14 protein-coding genes are annotated in these 19,624 nt (G+C 45.8%); 4 read left to right on the forward strand and 10 right to left on the reverse strand.

What is annotated here, in order from left to right; all coding sequences use genetic code 11:
* Positions 1-39: 39 nt before the first annotated feature.
* Positions 40-930 carry a DUF4349 domain-containing protein gene (locus F3I09_RS28645; RefSeq protein ID WP_223233421.1) on the reverse strand — a complete coding sequence of 297 codons (891 nt, stop codon included), beginning with the start codon at positions 928-930 and terminating at the stop codon, positions 40-42.
* A 64-nt stretch (positions 931-994) separates the two neighbouring features.
* Here F3I09_RS28645 and F3I09_RS28650 point away from each other — a divergent pair, with 64 nt between their 5' ends.
* The gene (locus tag F3I09_RS28650) at positions 995-2,275 is read left to right on the forward strand and encodes an acetyl-CoA C-acetyltransferase (RefSeq protein ID WP_149698485.1); all 1,281 of its coding nucleotides are present in this window, start codon (positions 995-997) and stop codon (positions 2,273-2,275) included.
* A 3-nt stretch (positions 2,276-2,278) separates the two neighbouring features.
* Here the strand turns inward: F3I09_RS28650 and F3I09_RS28655 are convergent, their stop codons facing one another.
* From F3I09_RS28655 to F3I09_RS28675, 5 genes are all read right to left on the reverse strand, one after another.
* Positions 2,279-4,420: a DNA topoisomerase 3 gene (locus F3I09_RS28655; protein ID WP_149698486.1), complete on the reverse strand. Its 2,142-nt coding sequence runs from the start codon at positions 4,418-4,420 to the stop codon at positions 2,279-2,281.
* Between the two features lie 45 nt (positions 4,421-4,465).
* Positions 4,466-6,136 (reverse strand): FAD-dependent oxidoreductase, encoded by a 1,671-nt coding sequence (locus F3I09_RS34690; protein WP_149698487.1) that lies wholly within the window; start codon positions 6,134-6,136, stop codon positions 4,466-4,468.
* A 55-nt stretch (positions 6,137-6,191) separates the two neighbouring features.
* Entirely contained in the window at positions 6,192-7,598 is a 1,407-nt protein-coding gene (locus tag F3I09_RS28665; protein WP_149698488.1) for an ATP-binding protein, read from the reverse strand.
* A 425-nt stretch (positions 7,599-8,023) separates the two neighbouring features.
* Positions 8,024-9,028 carry an alpha/beta hydrolase gene (locus F3I09_RS28670; RefSeq protein WP_149698489.1) on the reverse strand — a complete coding sequence of 335 codons (1,005 nt, stop codon included), beginning with the start codon at positions 9,026-9,028 and terminating at the stop codon, positions 8,024-8,026.
* Between the two features lie 129 nt (positions 9,029-9,157).
* Positions 9,158-10,063, reverse strand: a complete 906-nt coding sequence (locus F3I09_RS28675; RefSeq protein ID WP_149698490.1) for an AraC family transcriptional regulator — start codon at positions 10,061-10,063, stop codon at positions 9,158-9,160.
* 258 nt (positions 10,064-10,321) lie between these two features.
* Between F3I09_RS28675 and F3I09_RS28680 the strand changes: the two genes are divergently transcribed.
* From F3I09_RS28680 to F3I09_RS28690, 3 genes are all read left to right on the forward strand, one after another.
* Complete coding sequence (locus tag F3I09_RS28680; RefSeq protein ID WP_223233422.1) at positions 10,322-12,613, forward strand: sigma 54-interacting transcriptional regulator; 2,292 nt, start codon at positions 10,322-10,324, stop codon at positions 12,611-12,613.
* Positions 12,614-12,908: 295 nt separating this feature from the next.
* Complete coding sequence (locus F3I09_RS28685) at positions 12,909-13,985, forward strand: radical SAM protein (RefSeq protein WP_223233423.1); 1,077 nt, start codon at positions 12,909-12,911, stop codon at positions 13,983-13,985.
* A gap of 3 nt (positions 13,986-13,988) precedes the next feature.
* Complete coding sequence (locus F3I09_RS28690; protein WP_149698492.1) at positions 13,989-15,035, forward strand: Gfo/Idh/MocA family protein; 1,047 nt, start codon at positions 13,989-13,991, stop codon at positions 15,033-15,035.
* Here the strand turns inward: F3I09_RS28690 and F3I09_RS28695 are convergent.
* The 4 genes from F3I09_RS28695 to F3I09_RS28710 all read right to left on the reverse strand — a co-directional run bounded on the left by F3I09_RS28695 (position 15,023) and on the right by F3I09_RS28710 (position 19,572).
* Positions 15,023-16,522, reverse strand: a complete 1,500-nt coding sequence (locus F3I09_RS28695) for a porin family protein (RefSeq protein ID WP_149698493.1) — start codon at positions 16,520-16,522, stop codon at positions 15,023-15,025. The genes F3I09_RS28690 and F3I09_RS28695 overlap by 13 nt on opposite strands.
* Positions 16,523-16,547: 25 nt before the next feature.
* A complete protein-coding gene (locus F3I09_RS28700; protein ID WP_149698494.1) occupies positions 16,548-17,552 on the reverse strand; it encodes a FecR family protein in 1,005 nt (334 codons plus the stop codon).
* Between the two features lie 26 nt (positions 17,553-17,578).
* Entirely contained in the window at positions 17,579-18,133 is a 555-nt protein-coding gene (locus tag F3I09_RS28705) for an RNA polymerase sigma-70 factor (protein WP_149698495.1), read from the reverse strand.
* 101 nt (positions 18,134-18,234) lie between these two features.
* A complete protein-coding gene (locus F3I09_RS28710) occupies positions 18,235-19,572 on the reverse strand; it encodes a Gfo/Idh/MocA family protein (protein ID WP_149698496.1) in 1,338 nt (445 codons plus the stop codon).
* Positions 19,573-19,624 lie beyond the last annotated feature (52 nt).

Genomic DNA, 19,624 nt, shown 5'->3' on the forward strand with positions numbered 1-19,624 from the left:
ATGTTGTTAAGGTGACAGAAAGCAAAGCTTATAGACCAATTACTCCTCCAGTTTTTTCGCAATCTTACTGATCACTTTCAACCTGTCAATAATCACCAGCAACACAAACGCCGCGCACAACACACCCAATGCTGCAAACACCAGATAAGTAAAATAATGTATCGTCCATTCCAATGCTATTCTCACTCTGTGTATAAGACTGATCTTCTTTTCTGTTGCGCCTTCATACAATGACAGCTTCACTGTACAGAACTCGTTCTCTGTATCGAAATTGCCCAGTTCTACACCTAAATCCTGTAGTTTGCCTTCTGTCTCAAGGATTTTGTCATGCAACGCTACAAGGTCAGTAATCGGCCCTGGTTTAGATTTTAGTTCATTGAGCGATTCCAGTGTTTTCAGCAGAGATGCTTTTTGTGCGTTCAGCTGACGATACTCATTGGTCTTATCCACTTTGGTGATCTGGGTAGCCTTGATCACACCTATTTTCTGAACAGCGAGATAAAAAGAATCAAATGCTTCCGGGTTCACACCGATCATCAGGTGTAATTCCCTGCTGCCTTTCAGCCCCAGCGCCTGTTCATATTGCACGATGGCTTTGAAGGCTTCTGTCTGTGCAGCGATCTGTTTATTGTCCTGCTCAAAGTGGGAAGACTTCGTTTTAACAGAGGCGGTTTTCTCGTATTTCTGGCTTGGAGAAATGGCCATGTCTGGCTGATGCTGACTGGCTTCGCCTTTGTATTGCATCTTTTCAGAAGCATAGTTTTTCCGGAGATTGCCGATGCTCTCAAAGAAGTCATTGCTGTAGTCGCCAGACTGGCGGCCATCGGGAGCAACATAGCCATAAATGAACCTGAAAATGAACAGCACGAGGAAAACAAGGGTCGCCAAACGCACCAGTCCCCAGATGCGGGCTTTAAAACTTTTCATCATATAGGGTATAAATTATGTATGTAAGATAAAACATTTTGGTGACGGATAGTTGTATATTTAGTACATGCTTTCCGACCAACAATCATGCAGGGTAGCTGTTGTAGGCTACAACCGGATCCCTTTCGCCAGGCAGAATACCTTCTATACTGACAAGGGTAACCAGGATATGATGACGGCTGCCCTCAATGGCCTTATAGACCGCTACCACCTGCGTGGTATGCTGCTGGGCGAAGTGGCAGGTGGCGCCGTGATCAAACATAGCCGGGAGATTAACCTGATGAGGGAATGTGTATTGGGATCATCCCTCGATCATGCCACCGCTGCCTGTGATATCCAGCAGGCCTGTAATACCGGTATTGCGGCATCTCTGTACATCGCTCATAAAATAGCACTGGGACAAATAGAGGCGGGTATTGCCGGCGGAGTGGATTCTTCCAGCGATGTACCCCTGGTATTGGGAGAAGGGTTGCGTAAGCGTCTGTTGGCAGCCCGCAGGGCGAAAACCTTCGGACAGCGCTTCAAAGAGCTGGCAAAGATCAGGCTCAAAGACCTGACACCAGTAGCCCCAATGAACATGGAGCCCCGCACCGGACTTTCGATGGGAGGGCATACAGAAATCACTGCCAAATATTATAAGATATCAAGAGAAGAACAGGACAGGTATGCCCTGGAAAGCCATCAGAAAATGGCCCGGGCATATGATAATGGCTTCTTTGATGATATGCTGACGCCTTTTGCCGGGCTGGAACTGGATAATAATCTAAGAAGGGACACCAGCCTGGAAAAACTGGCTAAACTGAAACCTGCTTTTGACAAAGTGAACGGCTCACTGACAGCAGGCAATTCCTCTCCGCTGACAGACGGTGCTTCCTGTATATTGCTGGCGAGTGAAGACTGGGCAAAACAACAGGGATTGCCGGTATTAGCCTACATTACCTTTGCCGAAACTGCAGCAATTGAATATGTTCAGCATCAGCATAACCTGCTGCTGGCACCTGTCTATGCTTCAGTAAGAATGTTGCAGAAAGCAGGACTGCAACTGCAGGACTTCGATTTTTACGAGATCCATGAAGCCTTCGCCGCACAGGTACTGGCTTTACTGAAAATATGGGAAAGTCCTGAACTGATGAAAGAGTTTGGGTACGACAAAGCATTGGGCAGTATAGATCTGTCTAAATTGAATGTAAATGGCAGCAGCCTGGCTGCTGGTCATCCCTTCGCTGCTACCGGCGCCCGGGTAATCGCCACAATGGCTAAGCTGTTGAACGAAAAAGGATCGGGCAGGGGATTGGTATCTGTTTGCGCAGCCGGCGGACAAGGCGTTACCCTCATCATGGAAAAGTAAGCCCTATTGCTCTATTGCCAGTTCAAAAGCGGTATTCAGGATCAGTTTACCTTCTGTTTCACTTTCAGCGCCTGTCAGTTTCCAACCTTTTATTTTACCGGTTTTCCCCTTGGTTAAGAGGTCTGCAATCTGCTTATCTGTCAGCTTTTTACCAAATACTTCAAAAGGCACCTTAAATCCGCATACTTTGAAATTGGCACAGCCATAGGCTGTATTACCCTTCTTCAGCAGATGTGCTTTACATTTTGGACACTGCTGTTCTTCTATAACAACAGCCTTTTTCGGCTCTTTAGGTTTTGCCTCTTTTTTCGGCTTTTCCTCTTTCTCCTTCTCTTTCTCTTTTTCCGCCGGTTGATCAGGAGCTATGGTAATCACCTTATAATTGGCCGTCTTCACCTCTTTGGTCAGATCTATTACCATCTGGATCAGTTCCTGCTTGAACGTTTCCATGGTATACTCGCCCTTCTCAATGAGGCGCAACTTACGCTCCCATATACCTGTCAGCTCCGGGCTTTTCAGCATTTCTGTCTGAATAGTATCTATGAGGTCTATGCCGGTTTGCGTAGCATAAATATTCTTCTTACGTTTCTCTATATATTTCCTGCGAAAGAGGGTTTCTATAATATTCGCACGTGTGGACGGACGGCCAATACCGTTATCTTTCAATAGCTCACGCATTTCCTCATCATCCACCTGCTTGCCCGCAGTTTCCATCGCACGTAATAAGGTCGCTTCTGTAAAGGCCTTTGGAGGTGAAGTTTTCCCCTGATGTATCCTGGGAGTATGAGGACCACTTTCTCCTACCACAAATACCGGCAGGACCTTTTCTTCTTCCTCGCCCTCTTTTTTAGGCGCAACATCATTGGCATAAACTTCCTTCCAGCCGGGCTCCAGGATCTGCTTGCCGGTCACTTTAAACTCTACCTGTCCCACTTTACCCAATACGGTAGTATTGGAGATCTTACACTCCGGATAAAAGGCTGCAATGAAACGCCTTGCCACCAGGTCGTAAATACGTTTTTCTTCCATGCCCAGGTTGGCCGGATATACGCCTGTCGGAATGATGGCATGGTGATCTGTTACCTTCTTATCATCAAAGACGGTCTTTAGTTTAGGAATAGGCTTGGCGAGAACAGGTGCTGTTAATGCTGCATAAGGCGTCATATCCTGCAGGATGCCCGCAATTTTAGGATGCAGGTCTTCCGAGAGATAAGTGGTGTCCACCCTTGGATAAGTGACCAGCTTTTTCTCATAAAGATTCTGAATATATTTCAGCGTATCGTCCGCAGAATAAGCATATTTCTTATTAGCCTCTACCTGTAATGCCGTGAGGTCAAACAGGCGGGGATTACCCTCTTTACCTTCTTTTTTCTCAAAGGAAGTGATCTCAAAAGGATGTTCTTTCAGATAAGCCAATCCCTTTTGCGCCCTGTCAAGTACCTTGATACGGTCGATGGTCGCGGTAAACTCGGTTTCCCGGTACACAGTTTTTAACTCCCAGTACTCTTCAGACACAAAGGCATTGATCTCTTTCTGCCTGGCTACGATCATAGCCAGGGTAGGGGTTTGTACTCTTCCGATAGAGAGTACCGTTTTCCCCATCGCGAATTTCTTGGTGAACAGCCGGGTAGCGTTCATGCCCAGCAGCCAGTCCCCGATAGCCCTGGCGCTACCGGCGGCATAGAGGTTATTATACTGGTCAGCATCTTTCAGTTTCTGGAAACCTTCACGGATGGCTTCTTCTGTCAGGGAGGAGATCCATAATCTTTTAACAGGAGCGGTGCATTGTGCTTTGAGCAATACCCAGCGCTGGATAAGTTCCCCTTCCTGCCCGGCATCCCCGCAGTTGATCACTTCTTCACATTGCTGTACCAGTTGTTCTATGACCTTGAATTGTCTCTCTACACCATTGTTATTTATGAGTTTGATGCCAAAGCTGGATGGGATGATGGGAAGGTCTTCCAACCGCCAGAACTTCCATTGTTCTGTATAGTCATGTGGTTCCTTCAGGGTACAGAAATGCCCGAAGGTCCAGGTTACCTGGTACCCATTGCCTTCGTAATATCCATCCTTACGTTGTTTAGCGCCGATAATCTCTGCGATATCTCTGGCTACGCTTGGCTTTTCAGCAATGCAAACCTTCATAGTTAATTAAACAGGGAGGCAAATGTCGTATAAATAGACAGAAAGCTACTTAACTTCTGCCAGGTATTTATGCACAAAGCTGATAGCCATAGAGCCTTCGCCTACTGCCGCGGCCACCCTGTTCATGGCATGGGCGCGTACATCTCCGGCGGCAAAGATGCCGGGACAGCTGGTTTCCAGCAGGTAAGGATCACGGTCCTGTTTCCAGACCTTATTGAATGAGTCGTAGCTTTTGAGGTCCCTGCCGGTTTCAATAAAGCCTTTATCATCTTTTATGATGTCCAGCTCAATCCAGTCAGTGAATGGTTTAGCACCTATGAATATATAAAGGGCATCGGCATTCACCTGTCTCCGCTCTTTTGTATCGATGTTGCAGAGACAGAGTTGTTGCAGTTTTTCTTCACCCATTGCCTCGGCAATTTCCGTCTTCGGCAATACAGTAATATTAGGCGTACCGGCAATCTGCTCTATGAGGTAGGCAGACATGGTGCTGGTCAGGTCCTCTCTGCGGATGATGATATAAATATTCTTTGCAAATTTAGACAGGTACATGGCAGCTTGTCCGGCTGAATTACCTCCGCCCACAACGTATACCTCTTTATCTTTGCAGGCTGCTGCTTCAGTGGTTGCAGCGCCATAGTAAATGCCTGCGCCGGTGAAGTCTGACACCCCTTTGGTTTCCAGCTGACGATAATCCACGCCGGTAGTAATGATCACACTGCGTGTATTGATCTCTGTACCGTCTTCCAGTACAATCTTTTTATAGCCGTCTTTCTGTTTAATATCTTTTACCGACTGTGGTGTAATGAACTCCGTTCCCAGCCTGGTGGCCTGTGCAATAGCACGTCGCGTTAGTTCAGCGCCGCTTAGCCCGCTTGGGAAACCCAGGTAGTTCTCAATACGTGAGCTGGTACCTGCCTGTCCGCCGGGAGCCCGTTTTTCAATCAGCAATGTTTTCAATCCCTCGGAAGCACCATAGACGCCTGCCGCAAGGCCCGCCGGACCTGCACCGATAATCACGACATCATAAACATCCAGCTTCACCTGTGGATTCAGACCAGCTTTGCGGGCTATGTCAATGATCGACGGACAGGAAAGACAACCGCCATCATCAAAGATGACCACGGGCAGGTCTTTGATGGAAAGGTTATTGACATTCAGCAGGCGCGCAGCTTCTTCTGATGCCTGTACATCCAGCCACTGATAGGGAATAAGATTACCTGCCAGGAAATCTTTGATAGCGTGTGACTTTGGCGAGAACTGATACCCCAGTACCTTGATGCCCTTAAAATCCGGACGGTATATTGCCTGCCAGTTACCCAGCAGATCATCGATGATAGGGTACAATTTCTCTTCTGGAGGACTCCATGGTTTCACCAGGTAATAGTCCAGTTGCACGGAGTTAATGGCCCTGATGGCAGCATCTGTATCAGAATAGGCAGTCAGCAGTACACGTCTTGCATCCGGATAAAATTCCATCGCTTTCTCCAGGAATTCCACACCTTCCATTTCAGGCATACGCTGATCTGAAATGAACATGGCCACCGTTTCACCTTTATTCTTCAGCTCCAGTAAAGATTCCAGTGCTTCACTAACTACGGTCGTGCTTATTATTTTATAGTTATCGCGGTATTGGTGTTTGAGATCTCTCACAATGGCACGTAACACTTGTGCATCGTCGTCTATACAGAGAATAAAAGGCGGATTGTGATTCATATTGTTCTGTTCTTAGAATGGCATAAGTCAATTCAAAATTAACTTATAAATACGATTATCCATGAATGGGAAGCGACACGATAAAACGGGTCTCTCCCGGTTTCGATTCTACATTCAGATAACCTTTATGCTGACGGACGATCTGCGATACAATATCCAGTCCCAGTCCTGTGCCTTTACCCGGATCTTTTGTTGTAAAGAACGGATCGTATATTTTGGCAATAATATCTTCTGGTATACCGGGGCCATCATCGATAATGATGACTTTCAGACAGTCCTTGTCACGTTCAGTTTTGATAATGAGTTTTCCTCTCTTATTTTCCTCCATAGCATCCAGCGCATTATCGATCAGATTGGTCCACACCTGGTTCAGTTCCCCGATCAGTGCGCGAAGGGGAGGCAGCGTGGTATCATATTGTTCTACCAGTTCGATATTTCCTTTGCGCAACTTATACTGTAGAATGGAAAGTGTATTCCGGATGCCATCATGGATATTGGTAAGTTGTTTGTCATAGCCCTTATCCATGTGGGTGAATGATTTTACGGAACCTACCAGGTCTGCAATACGTTTAGATGCCTCCTCAATATCAGATACAATTTTTTCCGTAACCAAATTATTATTGATCCAGTTGAACACAGGAGAAATATCATTGGCGCCCAGTTGCTGTCTGAACTCATCGAGACGGTCTTTGGTAAACCCAAATTCCACAAAATTCTCTGCCAGTTCCATGCTGTTTTCCACATTGAGTTCATCCAGCCACTCCGTTAATTCATCTTCTTTCTGAGAGCGCTGTACAAGTGTCAACGTGGATTGCTGTGACTTGTGTTGTGAAAGCACTTCAAACATTTTCTCCTTGACAAGATCAATAGCGGCTGCATCCATTCGGATCTCCATGATCCGCTTGAAGAACTCCGGCTGCAACTGCAGGTGTTTTTTCATGGAATGAGCGCCCCTTACAACGGCAGCCGCCGGATTATTCAGCTCATGGGCCAACCCTGCAGACAATTTACCCAACGCCATCATTTTTTCACTTTGCCGCAGGAAAGAAGTATAGTCCCTCACACGGTTAGTCATAATATGTACGAGGGCCTGTGTCAGCTCAAAATGGTTGCGGATCAGTTCCTGTATTTTCTCAATGGGCAGATTGAGGACTACCGTATCTTCAATTACTTCTCCTGCAACCTGGTATACAGTTCCTCTGGAAAAAGGGAGATAGCCTACTATTTTGCCAGGTTCTACTATAAGCAATTCACGTAGCTCATTATGCTGCATCTGGCATATTCTCACAAGGCCGGATACAATCAGCTGGGTGCCTTGCATCATGTCATCGACTTTGAACATATAAGTACCGGCAGGGTATTCTTTCCGCTCGCTATTGTCTATGAACCATTGCAACTGGTTGTCGGGAACGCCCTGAAGTGTCTCAATGGAGCGCATCCATTCAACGGTAATATTAGTCATGGAAGGATGATTATTGGCCAGAAAGATACTTATAATTCGGCTACCTTCCCACAGTGATAGTTGTCGGATTTATGTCTAAATAGGTTTAAATACTCAAAACGGTGAGGCACTATAAACATGGTTCTCAAAAAACAGATCATTCAACGGATCTGGTAATAACATCCAACGAGCATTATAAATAATGCCTGATTAATATAACTGCTGTCTCTAAAACGGGAAGCCGGTGTGCCTCCAATAGGACATCCGGAAGTATCAGCGGTTTGCAGGTGGAAACCACTGGCTTTAGCTATTGAAGTATGCTGACGCGCCCTGGTAGGGGTTAAATAAATATACCAATGCTCAACACGCCATCCTAATGCTATATAGCAAGGAACTTCAAAGAACTATAGCCAGTGGTCCCACCTGCAAAACCGCTGTAAAAAAAACTACTTCAACGCATTCTTTAACTCACTCGCCGCATACCTCAAAGCAGACTGCACCGCCGGCACATCCGCGATCGGATTCAGCAAACCGTAATCGTGAATCATGCCCTGAACACGAACAAGCGTAACCGGCACCCCTGCCTCATCCATTTTCCGCGCATACGCTTCGCCCTCATCCCTCAGCACATCATTTTCCGCTGTCTGCACCAATGTAGGCGGCAATCCCTTCAATTCTTCCACACCCGCCTGTAAAGGAGACGCATAGATCTCTTTACGCTGTGGTCCGTCGGGCATATAATTATCCCAGAACCAGATCATCATATTCCTTGTCAGGAAACGGGAAGTCGCATACTGATGGTAGGAAACAGTATCGAAGTTCGCGTCGGTCACTGGCCAGAAAAGTACCTGGAATTTGATCTCAGGACCTTTTTTGTTCTTCGCCATTAATACAGTGGCCGCAGTCAGATTACCGCCGACGCTATTACCTACCACCGCCAGGCGTTTTCCATCAATATTCAGTTCCGCCCCATGCGCAGCGATCCATTTTGTAGCAGCATAGGCTTCATTGAGCGCTTGAGGATATTTCGCTTCAGGAGAACGGGTGTATTCCACAAATACGGCAACAAGTCCGGAATGAACCACCAGGTCCCTGACAAAACGCTGGTGCGTAGGAAAATCTCCCAATACCCAGCCACCTCCATGAATGAACATGAAAGCAGGTAGTACGCCGGTCTGTCCCGCCGGACGTACGATGAACAGTTTTACACTCAATCCGTCCTCACTGATCGTTTTTTCAGTTACTTCCACTCCGGAAAGATCCACTTCCACGGATTTTTGAGCTCCTTCCAGTACTTTACGGGCATCGCCAGGCGTCATTGTTTCCATAGGATCACCGCCGGCACTGTTTAACACATTTAAAAAGGCTTTGATGCGTGTATCAATAGCCGGGTCGATAGCAGGGTCTAACACAGCAATAGTGTCGCCAACAGCAATTAAATGTTCGGTCATATAGTTATCTTTTTATGGGTTTAATAATACGGGTACCCACAAATCTATCGCATAGATATACTGGCGTCAATGGCAGAATGACGGCGTCCGTTGTATAATTACGGGTAAAAGAATGGATGAGCAGGGTACTCAGTCGTGCGCTGCAGCAACAAGATCTGTTATCAGCCCTTTCTTGAAACTGGAGAAGTTCATACCAGAGTTATTCTTGAAGTATTTACTGAAATGAGAATGATCCTCAAACCCGAGCAGATAAGCAATTTCTTTCATACTCACATTTGAATGCAGCGCCTGTCTTTTGGCCTCCATGATAATATGCTGTTGGATATGTGAACTGGCTGGTGTGCCCGTAATCTTTTTAACAATACGGTTCAGGTGATTGGCCGTCACAAAAAGTTCTCCGGCATAATCCGCCACAAATTTCATGGTCCTGAAATGCACTTTTACCAGGGCGATGAATTTCTGTACCAGCTCAATTTCCTTGGATTGGGCCTGTTCATATACCCTGAGTTGCAGTTTGCGGGTGATATAGATCACCAGTATATTCAGCAGTCCCGCCAGTATTTCCGAACGTAAAAGATAATGATGTGTATATTCCTTTTCCATTTTCTCCATCAGGTCTTCCATTTCATCCTTCATTTCGTCATCGGCTTTTATGGCCGGTATACTCATGCCATAAATGTTGGTATCCAGCCAGGCGCTGTTTATTGTATAGGTGGCCCAGCGATAGATAAAATCCTGCGAAAAGGAAATATAATATCCTTCAGCAGCTCCCGGCAGCCGGCAGATCCTCACCTGCCCCGGAGTAAGACAGTAGATCATATTATGCCCGACAGAATGCTGAACAGTATCGATAGTGATCTGCCCTTTTCCTGTCTTGAACCAGATGATCTCAAAATGTTGCAGTCTCTCAGGTTGTTCATTCAGGCAGAGCCCCTTACGTTTCATTTCTTCCAGTGTATGTATCTCAAAATAACTGTTCCTTTCGGCCTTGACATGCAGGGATGCATCGGGTAACACGTATGTAGTGGCGTTCATAAAATGAGGTTTCAGTTCAATTGATAGTGTGCTAATCTGGTGCCATGCTATAAGTTGTTGAATCGTATGTTATTATATGATTAGGCGCCTAAAATTCTTAGTCATATATGACTAATTGACCGGTCTATTATTGTTATTTCAGGATTCGCCAGTCTACAGCTGCTTAGAGGCCTGCTCATATATCGCTGATTCCTTTGCCGGGTTGTTCATATATGAACAATTGTATGAGCTTTTTGTTAATTAACGGAGTATGCGTCAATGTTTTATGAGAATGGTACACCACTTGCTGAGTTCACCATGCCGTTTTTCACCCTCACAAAGCCAACTATAATTATGGGCCTGCAAAAATCTGACATGCCACAGGAGTTGCCAGATATCGTGGAAATATCTGGCAGAGACGATATTATGCTGACAAGAGTACTGTTATCACTTACTACAGATATAGCCAGGTTGCTCTCTGTCAGTCATACAATAGCCAGCCCTGAAGAAAAGCAAAAACTCATCCACATTATTAAGAAATCTTTACAAACCTTCCTCCGGTTCTCTGATATCGCTATTGTCCAGTATGATCTTAGGAAATATGTTTATAAGGTTTTCCTGGAGGATTGTGAAAAGGTCCGGCAACACGATGATTTTGAGATGATGGCCTCCGGGGAGTATCCGCTGGGAGATGGATTGCACAATGTGCTGATGCAATCGGAAACGGCTGTACTATTTTCCGTGCCTGAGCTGCAAAAGCAGGGAGCTATCCAATTCGATTTCCTCCATGCAGCAGGTATTGCGGAAATAGCAGGTATACGGCTCATGCATAACAATGAGGTGTTTGCAGGAATGGCGCTCTTATCAGAAACTCCGGATTCATTTTCTAAGGAAGATCTGCGCCAGATAGAGCGTTTCTCCTATCACCTCTCAGGCTCCCTGGCAAATATACTCACCAATGAGGCTATCCGGCAGCGGGAAAAAGAAAAGGAAATTCTGCTTTCGCTTAGTGCGGACATCGCCAGAATGAGAGGAATGGGTGATCTGATCACTGTTCTGCGACACAGGCTGAAAAGTATCTTTCATTTCAATGATATTACTATTAGTCTCCTTGGCAGCGACAAAGACCACTTTAAAGTGATAGTAGAAGACACAGCAGAGATACGTTCATCCCATCCTGCTTACCAGGGGCTCGTTTTCGCAGAATACCCTGTGGCTGATGGTGTTCATGATATACTGCTGGCCTCAGACAGCCCTCAGGTCTTTGATGTTGGGCAAGTGCTCATGGATTGTCCCATTAAACATGCCGGTTTTCAATTCATTTATGAACACGGCATTAAAGAGTTAGCCGGTGTAAAGCTGGTGAATCAGAATGAGGAAATAGGTTTTTTAATGATACTTTCTGAAGAAAGGAATGCTTTCCGGGATACAGACCTGCGTTTATTGCAGGGGATCTCAGATCAGCTGGCGGTAGCATTGGCCAATATCCTCGCTGATGAAAGGATAAAACAACAGTTGAAGGAAATCAAAGGATATAAAGAGAAACTGGAAGAGGAGAAGTTGTACCTGCAGGAGGAAATTAGCAGCGGGTATACTTACAGGGATATTATAGGTGCAGGACCGGAGATGCAACAGGTATTCTATATGTTATCCCAGGTGTCTGTTTCCCAGAGTACCGTGTTAATACTTGGAGAAACAGGCACCGGAAAGGAATTGATCGCGCGAGCCATTCATAATTCCTCCCCTCGCAGAGATCAACTGATGGTAAAAGTCAACTGTGCGACATTGCCACCTAACCTTATCGAGAGTGAATTGTTCGGACATGAAAAAGGTAGCTTTACCGGTGCCCTTGAACGCAGGATTGGAAAATTTGAACTGGCTAATCATGGCACCTTGTTTCTGGATGAAATAGGTGAATTACCTCCGGGACTTCAGGTAAAACTGTTGCGCGCTATACAGGAAAAAGAGATTGAAAGGGTAGGAGGCAAGAATACTATTAAGATAGATGTCAGGATCATTGCCGCAACAAACCGTAATCTACAGAAAGAAGTGGCGGAAGGTCGTTTTCGGAGCGATCTGTTCTACCGGCTGAATGTATTCCCCATAGTATTGCCTCCACTCCGGGAACGGAAAGAAGACATACCATTACTGGTGGCTCATTTTATTGACCGTTTCGCCCGTACTGCCGGTAAGAAAAATGTTCGCTTATCGAGTACGGCCATGAAGCAACTGCAAGCATATAACTGGCCGGGTAATGTCCGCGAGCTGGAACATGTGCTGGAAAGAAGCATATTGCTCATGCAGGGCAATATTATCAGGGAAGTTCATTTATCCTCTCCACAAGCGGGGGCAGAAAATAGAACAAAAGCAGATGAGGATTACAGCAGAAAGCTAATGGAAGTTGAACGGGATTATATCCTGGGAGTACTGAATAAGTGCAGCGGAAAAGTATTCGGGCCAGGAGGTGCGGCAGAGATATTAGGACTGCACGTATCAACCCTGAACCACCGGATCAGGAAATTGGGTATTCACAAAGAGCATAAGTATTTTATAAAAGTGTCACAGCACTAAACAGCATTACAAATCTGATAAAGCTGCAGCCGTCCGGTCACAGGGCGGCTTTTATTTTTTTCTCTCCCGCATAAGGGTATACATCACCCATTGTGTTGTTATAGTAAAGACTGCGTGTTAATTACTATTTAATGACTGACCTATGGAATATGAAGAACATCAGAAGCATGAGATACTTGCAAAAATGCTGTGCTACCTGGTGCTGCCTTTTTTAAGTTTTATGTTTATCGCAATCATAGCTATTCTTATTTATTCGCTCTCTTAAGCAACATTCATGTATACCACTGCCGACTATATGTCACGGGCCACAAGGTTCGTGCGCAACCAGCTACAGCCTACTTCGAAGAAGTTATCTACCCTGATGCTCTATGCTACAGATCTATGCCAGTCACGCTGCAAGCATTGCCTGATATGGGCAAAGAGACCGGTTGTACATCTTCCGATGGAGAAGATTGTGGAAATCATGCAGAGTGACTGTATCAGCAAATCTACCAATATAGGCCTGGAAGGAGGCGAATTCCTGCTGCATCCGCAGGCTTTTGAGATTTTACACTGGTTCAGCAGATTTCATCCTTCATATGATCTTTTATCAAATTGCCTGGACCCCGCAAAAGTAATTAAAGCGGCAAAAGAATATGCCCCCAAACGCTTGTTCATTTCCCTGGATGGTAACAAAGAAACGTATCAGTTCATGCGGGGTAAGGACGGCTATGATAAAGTGTTACGTGTGATCAAAGAGCTGCATAAAGAGCAGGATATTTCCGTAATGTTCACATTGTCACCTTATAACAGTTTTGACGACCTGCGCCATGTAATGCAGGTGTGTGCTGAATATGGAACAGATCTTCGGATTGGCATTTACAATAATATCTCTTACTTCGATACAGTAGAAACAGCGCACACTGAAAATGTCATAGCCAGTGAAGTATCTGCTGCTACTGCCGACCGCCTTGAAATACCAGTGGATATTATTCACAGCCTGCAGAGATTTGACGAGAACCTTGATTTCCTACAACTGTATAAATACTGGCAGCAGGGTGAATTGAAAATGCCTTGTTATTCTATTTTCGATAGCCTTGTAGTACTGCCAAACGGAGATGTTCCCATTTGTCAGAATCTGGACCTGAAGCTGGGAAATATCTATAACCATTCACTCGATCATATCTTTAATGATGCCGCTACCAACGCTGCACAAAAGCATCACTGTCATAACTGTAATGGTTGCTGGATCAACTTCCATCGTAAATACGATATTACGTTGCTCCGGCAATCAGAACGGTTACTGGGTAACCTGATCACAGAGAAATTGTTTGGAGACTATCAATGGAATAAACAAAAAGAGACTTTTAAAACTGTAATGGCTAAAGTGTAGCACATGTTGGAACTGGTTATCAATGCATATAAACAATGGCGAAGAATGAAGATGTTAGACGGGCTATTTAGCGACGGCCCGTCCTTCGCTTTTATAGGGGTAGGGCAGCATAGTATTGACAATTTATATCCCGTAATATTAAATATGGGAGTCCGCATCAAATACCTTTACTCCCGTCAGTTACAGGTTGCCACACAAACGGCGCGTCTTTTCCCCGGATGCACAGGTGTGTCAGAGCTATCTGTTATATTAAAAGATCCGGCAGTACAGGGTGTTTTTATCTGTATGAAAAATGAACACCAGTTCCCGCTGGTAAAGGATTGTCTGGATGCAGACAAATACGTGTTTGTGGAGAAGCCGGCTGTTAACAGTTATGCAGCCCTGCAGCAACTGATGGGTCATCCTCATGCAGATAAATGTATGATCGCGTTCAATAAGCGTTTCAGTCCTTTGAACCGGCAATTGAAGAAGACTATTGCTGATGCCTATAGTTATCAGGCCCGTTATATTACAGGGGCCTATCCGGAAGGAGATGCCGTAATGGAGTTATTCTGCCATCCCATCAATAATATATTAGAGTTCTTTGGACCGGTTGAGCAATATTCCCTGTTACATCATTCGGGTATGAATGGAGGCATACATCTGCAATTGCTGGTGAAACACCGGCAGGCAACCGGTATGCTGGAACTGTCCAGCTGTTATTCCTGGTCATTGTTTGCCGATACACTGCAGTGCCTTACTCCCCGTGATGTAATTGAAATAAACTATCCGGGTAGTTTCCGTATCACGCCATTGGGCAGGCAGTTTGCAGGAGTGCCGTTTGATAAGATCTTTAACAGCCGGCGTCAAATGAGTGAAAGTAGCTATACAACTGCAACACCGGTAGCGGAGAATAATCCTGTAGTGCAATATGGTTACCGCGATGAGATTCATTATTTCGTAACACAGGTACAACAAGGTAAAATGTTGCATCGGGCAGCGCCCGGGACATTTGCCGATACGTTCCGTTTGCTGGATGAATTGAAACTGGCGATGAGTCAGAGCCGGTAACTTATGCCAATCTGAAAACCAATCCATGTCATGATATCTTCCGTTTCTTCCGCTGGAGACCTATGGAGTGTATAAAGGGGGCTGATAGTCACATAATCTTCTTCCGGGGTTGATACTATCACTCTGAGGCTGGCCAGATTTAAGGGCCAGGTTCTCAGTTGATAAGTACTTTTCAGATGATTGAATACAGGGCCGGCATATACTGACAAGTGTGGGCCGATACTTTTCTGCGCAAAAAGACTGATCCTTTGTAACCGGCTGTTCGCATAAAGAGGAGGCTTGGTTGTGGTAGTGTCATCATTCATGCGTACAGGGGTTTCTTTAAAGAGCTTACCGGTCGTAGCTTCCAGCTCTATCAGCCAGCCATTATTTAAAGGATAGCTGATGCCCGCTCCATAGCGAAAGCCTGATACGGAAAAATTAGTGCTCCAGGACACAATGCCGTATGCCAACGTTATGCCTGCTTTTGCCTGCAGGTTGGCATAAAGCGCTTCGTCTGCAGCAAAGCCTGCCTGTACAAATGGTTTGAAAAGACCTGGCTTTTCATATACATATCGCTCTTTTTGTCGCTTTGCCGGTGGAGTAACCTGTAGTAATGCTGGCGCTGCAGGCTTTATAGTAGGAATGGTAATCCTTAATGGTCCTATGTACGCCAATGAATTGCCGGCGGCTTTACTGTTACCTGCAATGACATTTATTGGTGCTGCAGATGTGGTACCTGTTGTAGCATCCGCTGTGATGCCAGTATTATTTGCAGCGCTCATGTTATCAGGTATAAGCTCCATTACAATACCAGTTTTAGTTACAGCCCTTGTAGTATCAGGTATAAGCTGCACTGTAATATCTGTTGTAGGCGCTGTTGTTGGCGCACTAGAAGTATTGTCTGTTTTAATACCTGTTTCTTTATTTGTAATAATATTCTGGTGAATATTATTGTTTTTATTAGATGATCTGCCCGATGGTACAGCGGCCTTCAGTCCTGTGCGATTCTTCGTCTGGCCGGCCGTACGGCCCATATGTGGGAGAGGTGTAGTATTGTGATGATAAGCAATATGACCGGCTTTTGGGGTTACTGTTATGTGGATCTGTTTGCCTGCGGTGGCAACAGGCGGCCTGTTTATACCTGCCAGGCGCTGCCCAATTTCCTGTTTAGTAGTATGACTGGTTGTCGCCGTTCTGGTAACAACCCCTTTGTTTTTTACCCGGCGAAAGATAACATGGTCCTGGATGATGGTATACTCGGAGCTCGTCGCTTCCTTGATGATTGTGAGCAATTGGTGGATGGAATAGGATGGATGCCGGAGCAGCAGCTGTTTCTGGGCTATTATTGTTTGTGCATTAAAGGAAAGTATGAAGCCTGTCTGGGCTGTTATCATATCCCCCAGTGTAGTAATATTCACTTCCTTCAACGGTACACGCACCTGTTTGTCCAATGATGGCGGGTTTGTCTGTGCCTTCACGCCTGTAGACAACAATACACATATCATTGTGAGGCATGCTTTCCTAAATAACTCAATTACATTCATTCCCTTTCATATAAATGGTAGACCCTTCCATGCGGTACTGAATAGATAAGGATGCTGTGATAACCTCCATTACATATTGAATTGGCATATCGGTAAATGAGGTCGTGATTGTGCAGTCAGCCAGTTTTTTATTTTCCAGTACGATCTTTACGTTGTAGGCTTTTTCCAGGACCTTAACCACTGATTCCAGTCGGGTAGCCTGGAACCGGAATGTTTTGGTGGCATAGGCATAGTCATTGGCGCCTTCCATCTTTGTTACGGAGAAGTGAGGTGTATCCACCAGGTATATACCCTCCATGCCCCCTTTTAGATGGACACTGTCATGACTGTCAAAGAAAAGTACAGCACCATTATCCACCTGTACGGTAACACTATCTTTATTGGCCCTAACATTGAATGCAGTACCGATCACCTTAATATCTGCAGCTCCTGCATGTACAATGAAAGGTTTGTCTGCATCAGGTGCAATGGAAAAATAGGCTTCCCCCTGCAATTTTACAGTTCTGTCAGGGCCATCAAATGAAGCGGAGCGTTCCAGCCGGCTACCTGGTACTAATGTTACAACTGAATGATCGGGCAAAGTATCACGGAGAATATCATGCGATGATGTAAGCGCCAGTACGGCAGGGACTTTTGTGGTTCTCCAGGGATGGAGGAAGGCCAGAAGGGCCGCACCGGGGACTAAAATGAATATAGCCGCCACTGCCCGGCGGATGAATAGTGTGCGTAGTAAAGGTGTTTTGCGATTCTCAGCTGGAAGAGAAGCATCGATATTGAGCCGGCGCAGCTCCTCCTGAAGATCCGGTGCATGATAAGCTCCTTCTTTGCCGGCATGCGACCATAACTGCAGATATTGCTGCAGCAGCCGGTTGTTGTCCGGAGTCTGCTCTACCCATTCATCAATGGCGATCGCTTCTTCCGGGCTCGCTTCTCCTGCCAGGTATTTTATCAGCAGTGCTTCAGATATCGCTATGTTTTGTTGTTTGCTCAATGGTAACAGTTATTTCATGCCGGCTTTTACAAAAGATGATTTATATGCAATATCAACAAAATTGTGAGGAGGTAATCGGCCAGCTTTTCCCGCATCAGTTTTAACGCCTTGCTCATCTGTGCTTCCACCGTTTTAATTGAAATGTCCAGTTCCGCCGCTATTTCGGCATACTTCTTACCTTCTTCCCGGCTTTTCAGGAATATGACCCTGCACTGCTCTGGTAAGGCGCCGGTAGCCTGTGCTATGTGTTTTTCAAGCTCTCTGGCCAGCGTTTGCTGTTCTGTTCCACCCTGCATGAAGTTATCCCTGTCTCCGGTTCTGTAGGACAGGTACCTGTCCCGGGCGCTGTCTTTCCGGATATTATTCATGCAGAGGTTGTGAACAGAACGATACAGATAGCCTTTTATATCTTCTTCAAAGACAACGGTTTCCCGTTTTTCCCACAGCCGGGCAAATACAGTTTGTACAATATCATTGGCCTCATCGCTGTCCCTTAGTAATGTATAGGCATACCGGTGCAACTTTTCATGGCAGCTATGAAAAAGATGCAGGAACAGTTCAGATTTATCTCGTTTCTTCAATACCGTTAATTACCCGCTTGTTGGCACAATGATACAATAGTATAACACGAAGGGTCGAATATACCCTTACGCGAACGTCAAAAAAGTTTTCAATCCCTTTTTCAGGCTTTTGGAGCCCATCCTTTTTCGTACTCTCTTTTCCACAATTTCATGGCTTCGGCATCATTGAGGATGTGTCCATTGGAAGGATCAGTATGTAATACCTTGCCTGTGCGCTGGGCAATATTGCCGAGCAAGGGAAGCAGTGTACTGCGGAAGGCGACATTTATTTCAGCATTGAGTTTGGCATTGCCCCGGATGCTTTCGAGGAAGTTATTGATATGTATTGCATCGTAGTACTCGCCGGCAGGGCTAACCGTGTTAACGGCACTCTGATTGGTATTGGTAGCCTGTTTCACCTCTTTAACGGTCTTGCCTTTGGTGTCTACTAGCTTGTAGCTGTCGCCTCCGGAGTTGTACAGGGTGCCATTATCTCCGAAAATGGCAAAGCCGCGGTCGCTGCCTTCCAGGTTGAATGAACTGCAGCTGCGTCCTTCCCAGGAGATAGCTTTGCCACCTTCAAATTCAAAATTGAGGGTCTGAGTGTCTGGTGTTTCCCAGTCGTCTTTCGGATAGGCATAGCGCCCGCCGGCAGAGGTCACTTTGGTAGGAAATTCCAGGTCCATGAACCAACGCAGGCAATCCAGTTCGTGGGTACCGTTGTTACAGGTCTCTGAGGTACCCCAGTGCCAGCGCCAGTGCCAGTTATAGTGAACGATATTGTCCAGGTAGTCGCGGCGTGGAGCTGGCCCCTGCCATAAATCCCAGTTCAGGGTATCCGGCACGGCTATTTTCTTACCAATACCAATAGGCTGACGGTTATTGGTATACCAGCTTTTTCCATAGTATATCTTACCCAGCACCTGTTGTTCCCTGACTTCTTTTATAGCCTGTTGCATATTGGGCCAGGAACGGCGCTGGCTCCCCATCTGTACCAGACGGTTATATTTCTTTGCTGCTGCAATCAGTAATTCCCCTTCTGCCGGATTGTGGGCGCAGGGTTTTTCCACATATACGTGCTTACCTGCCGCTGTGGCCATTATTGCCGCTGGTGCATGCCAATGGTCCGGGGTCGCAACAAACAGCGCATCAAAATCTTTACGCTCCAGCAGCTGACGGATGTCTTTAATAACAGTAGGTTTACGGTCCTGGGCGCTGGCAACAGCCTTTAACCCTTTGGCAATAGCGCCGTCTTCCACGTCGCAGATATAACCTATCTCTGCACCTGGCAGTTTAGCTGCACACTGTGCCAGCCAGTTCCCCCGGGAATTGACACCCATTACACCTAATACCAGTTTATTGCTGGGGGCGTTTTTCCCGAATACCGGGAAGTTGAGGATGGTTAAGCCTGCCCCTACGCCAGCAAGACCACCGGTTTTAATAAAATCTCTCCTTTTCATAACGATGTGACCTGTTTATAGATTTAATATTTTTTGCAGATAGAAGTTTAGA

The sequence above is a fragment of the Chitinophaga sp. CF418 genome (assembly GCF_900142925.1).
Taxonomy (GTDB): Bacteria; Bacteroidota; Bacteroidia; order Chitinophagales; family Chitinophagaceae; genus Chitinophaga.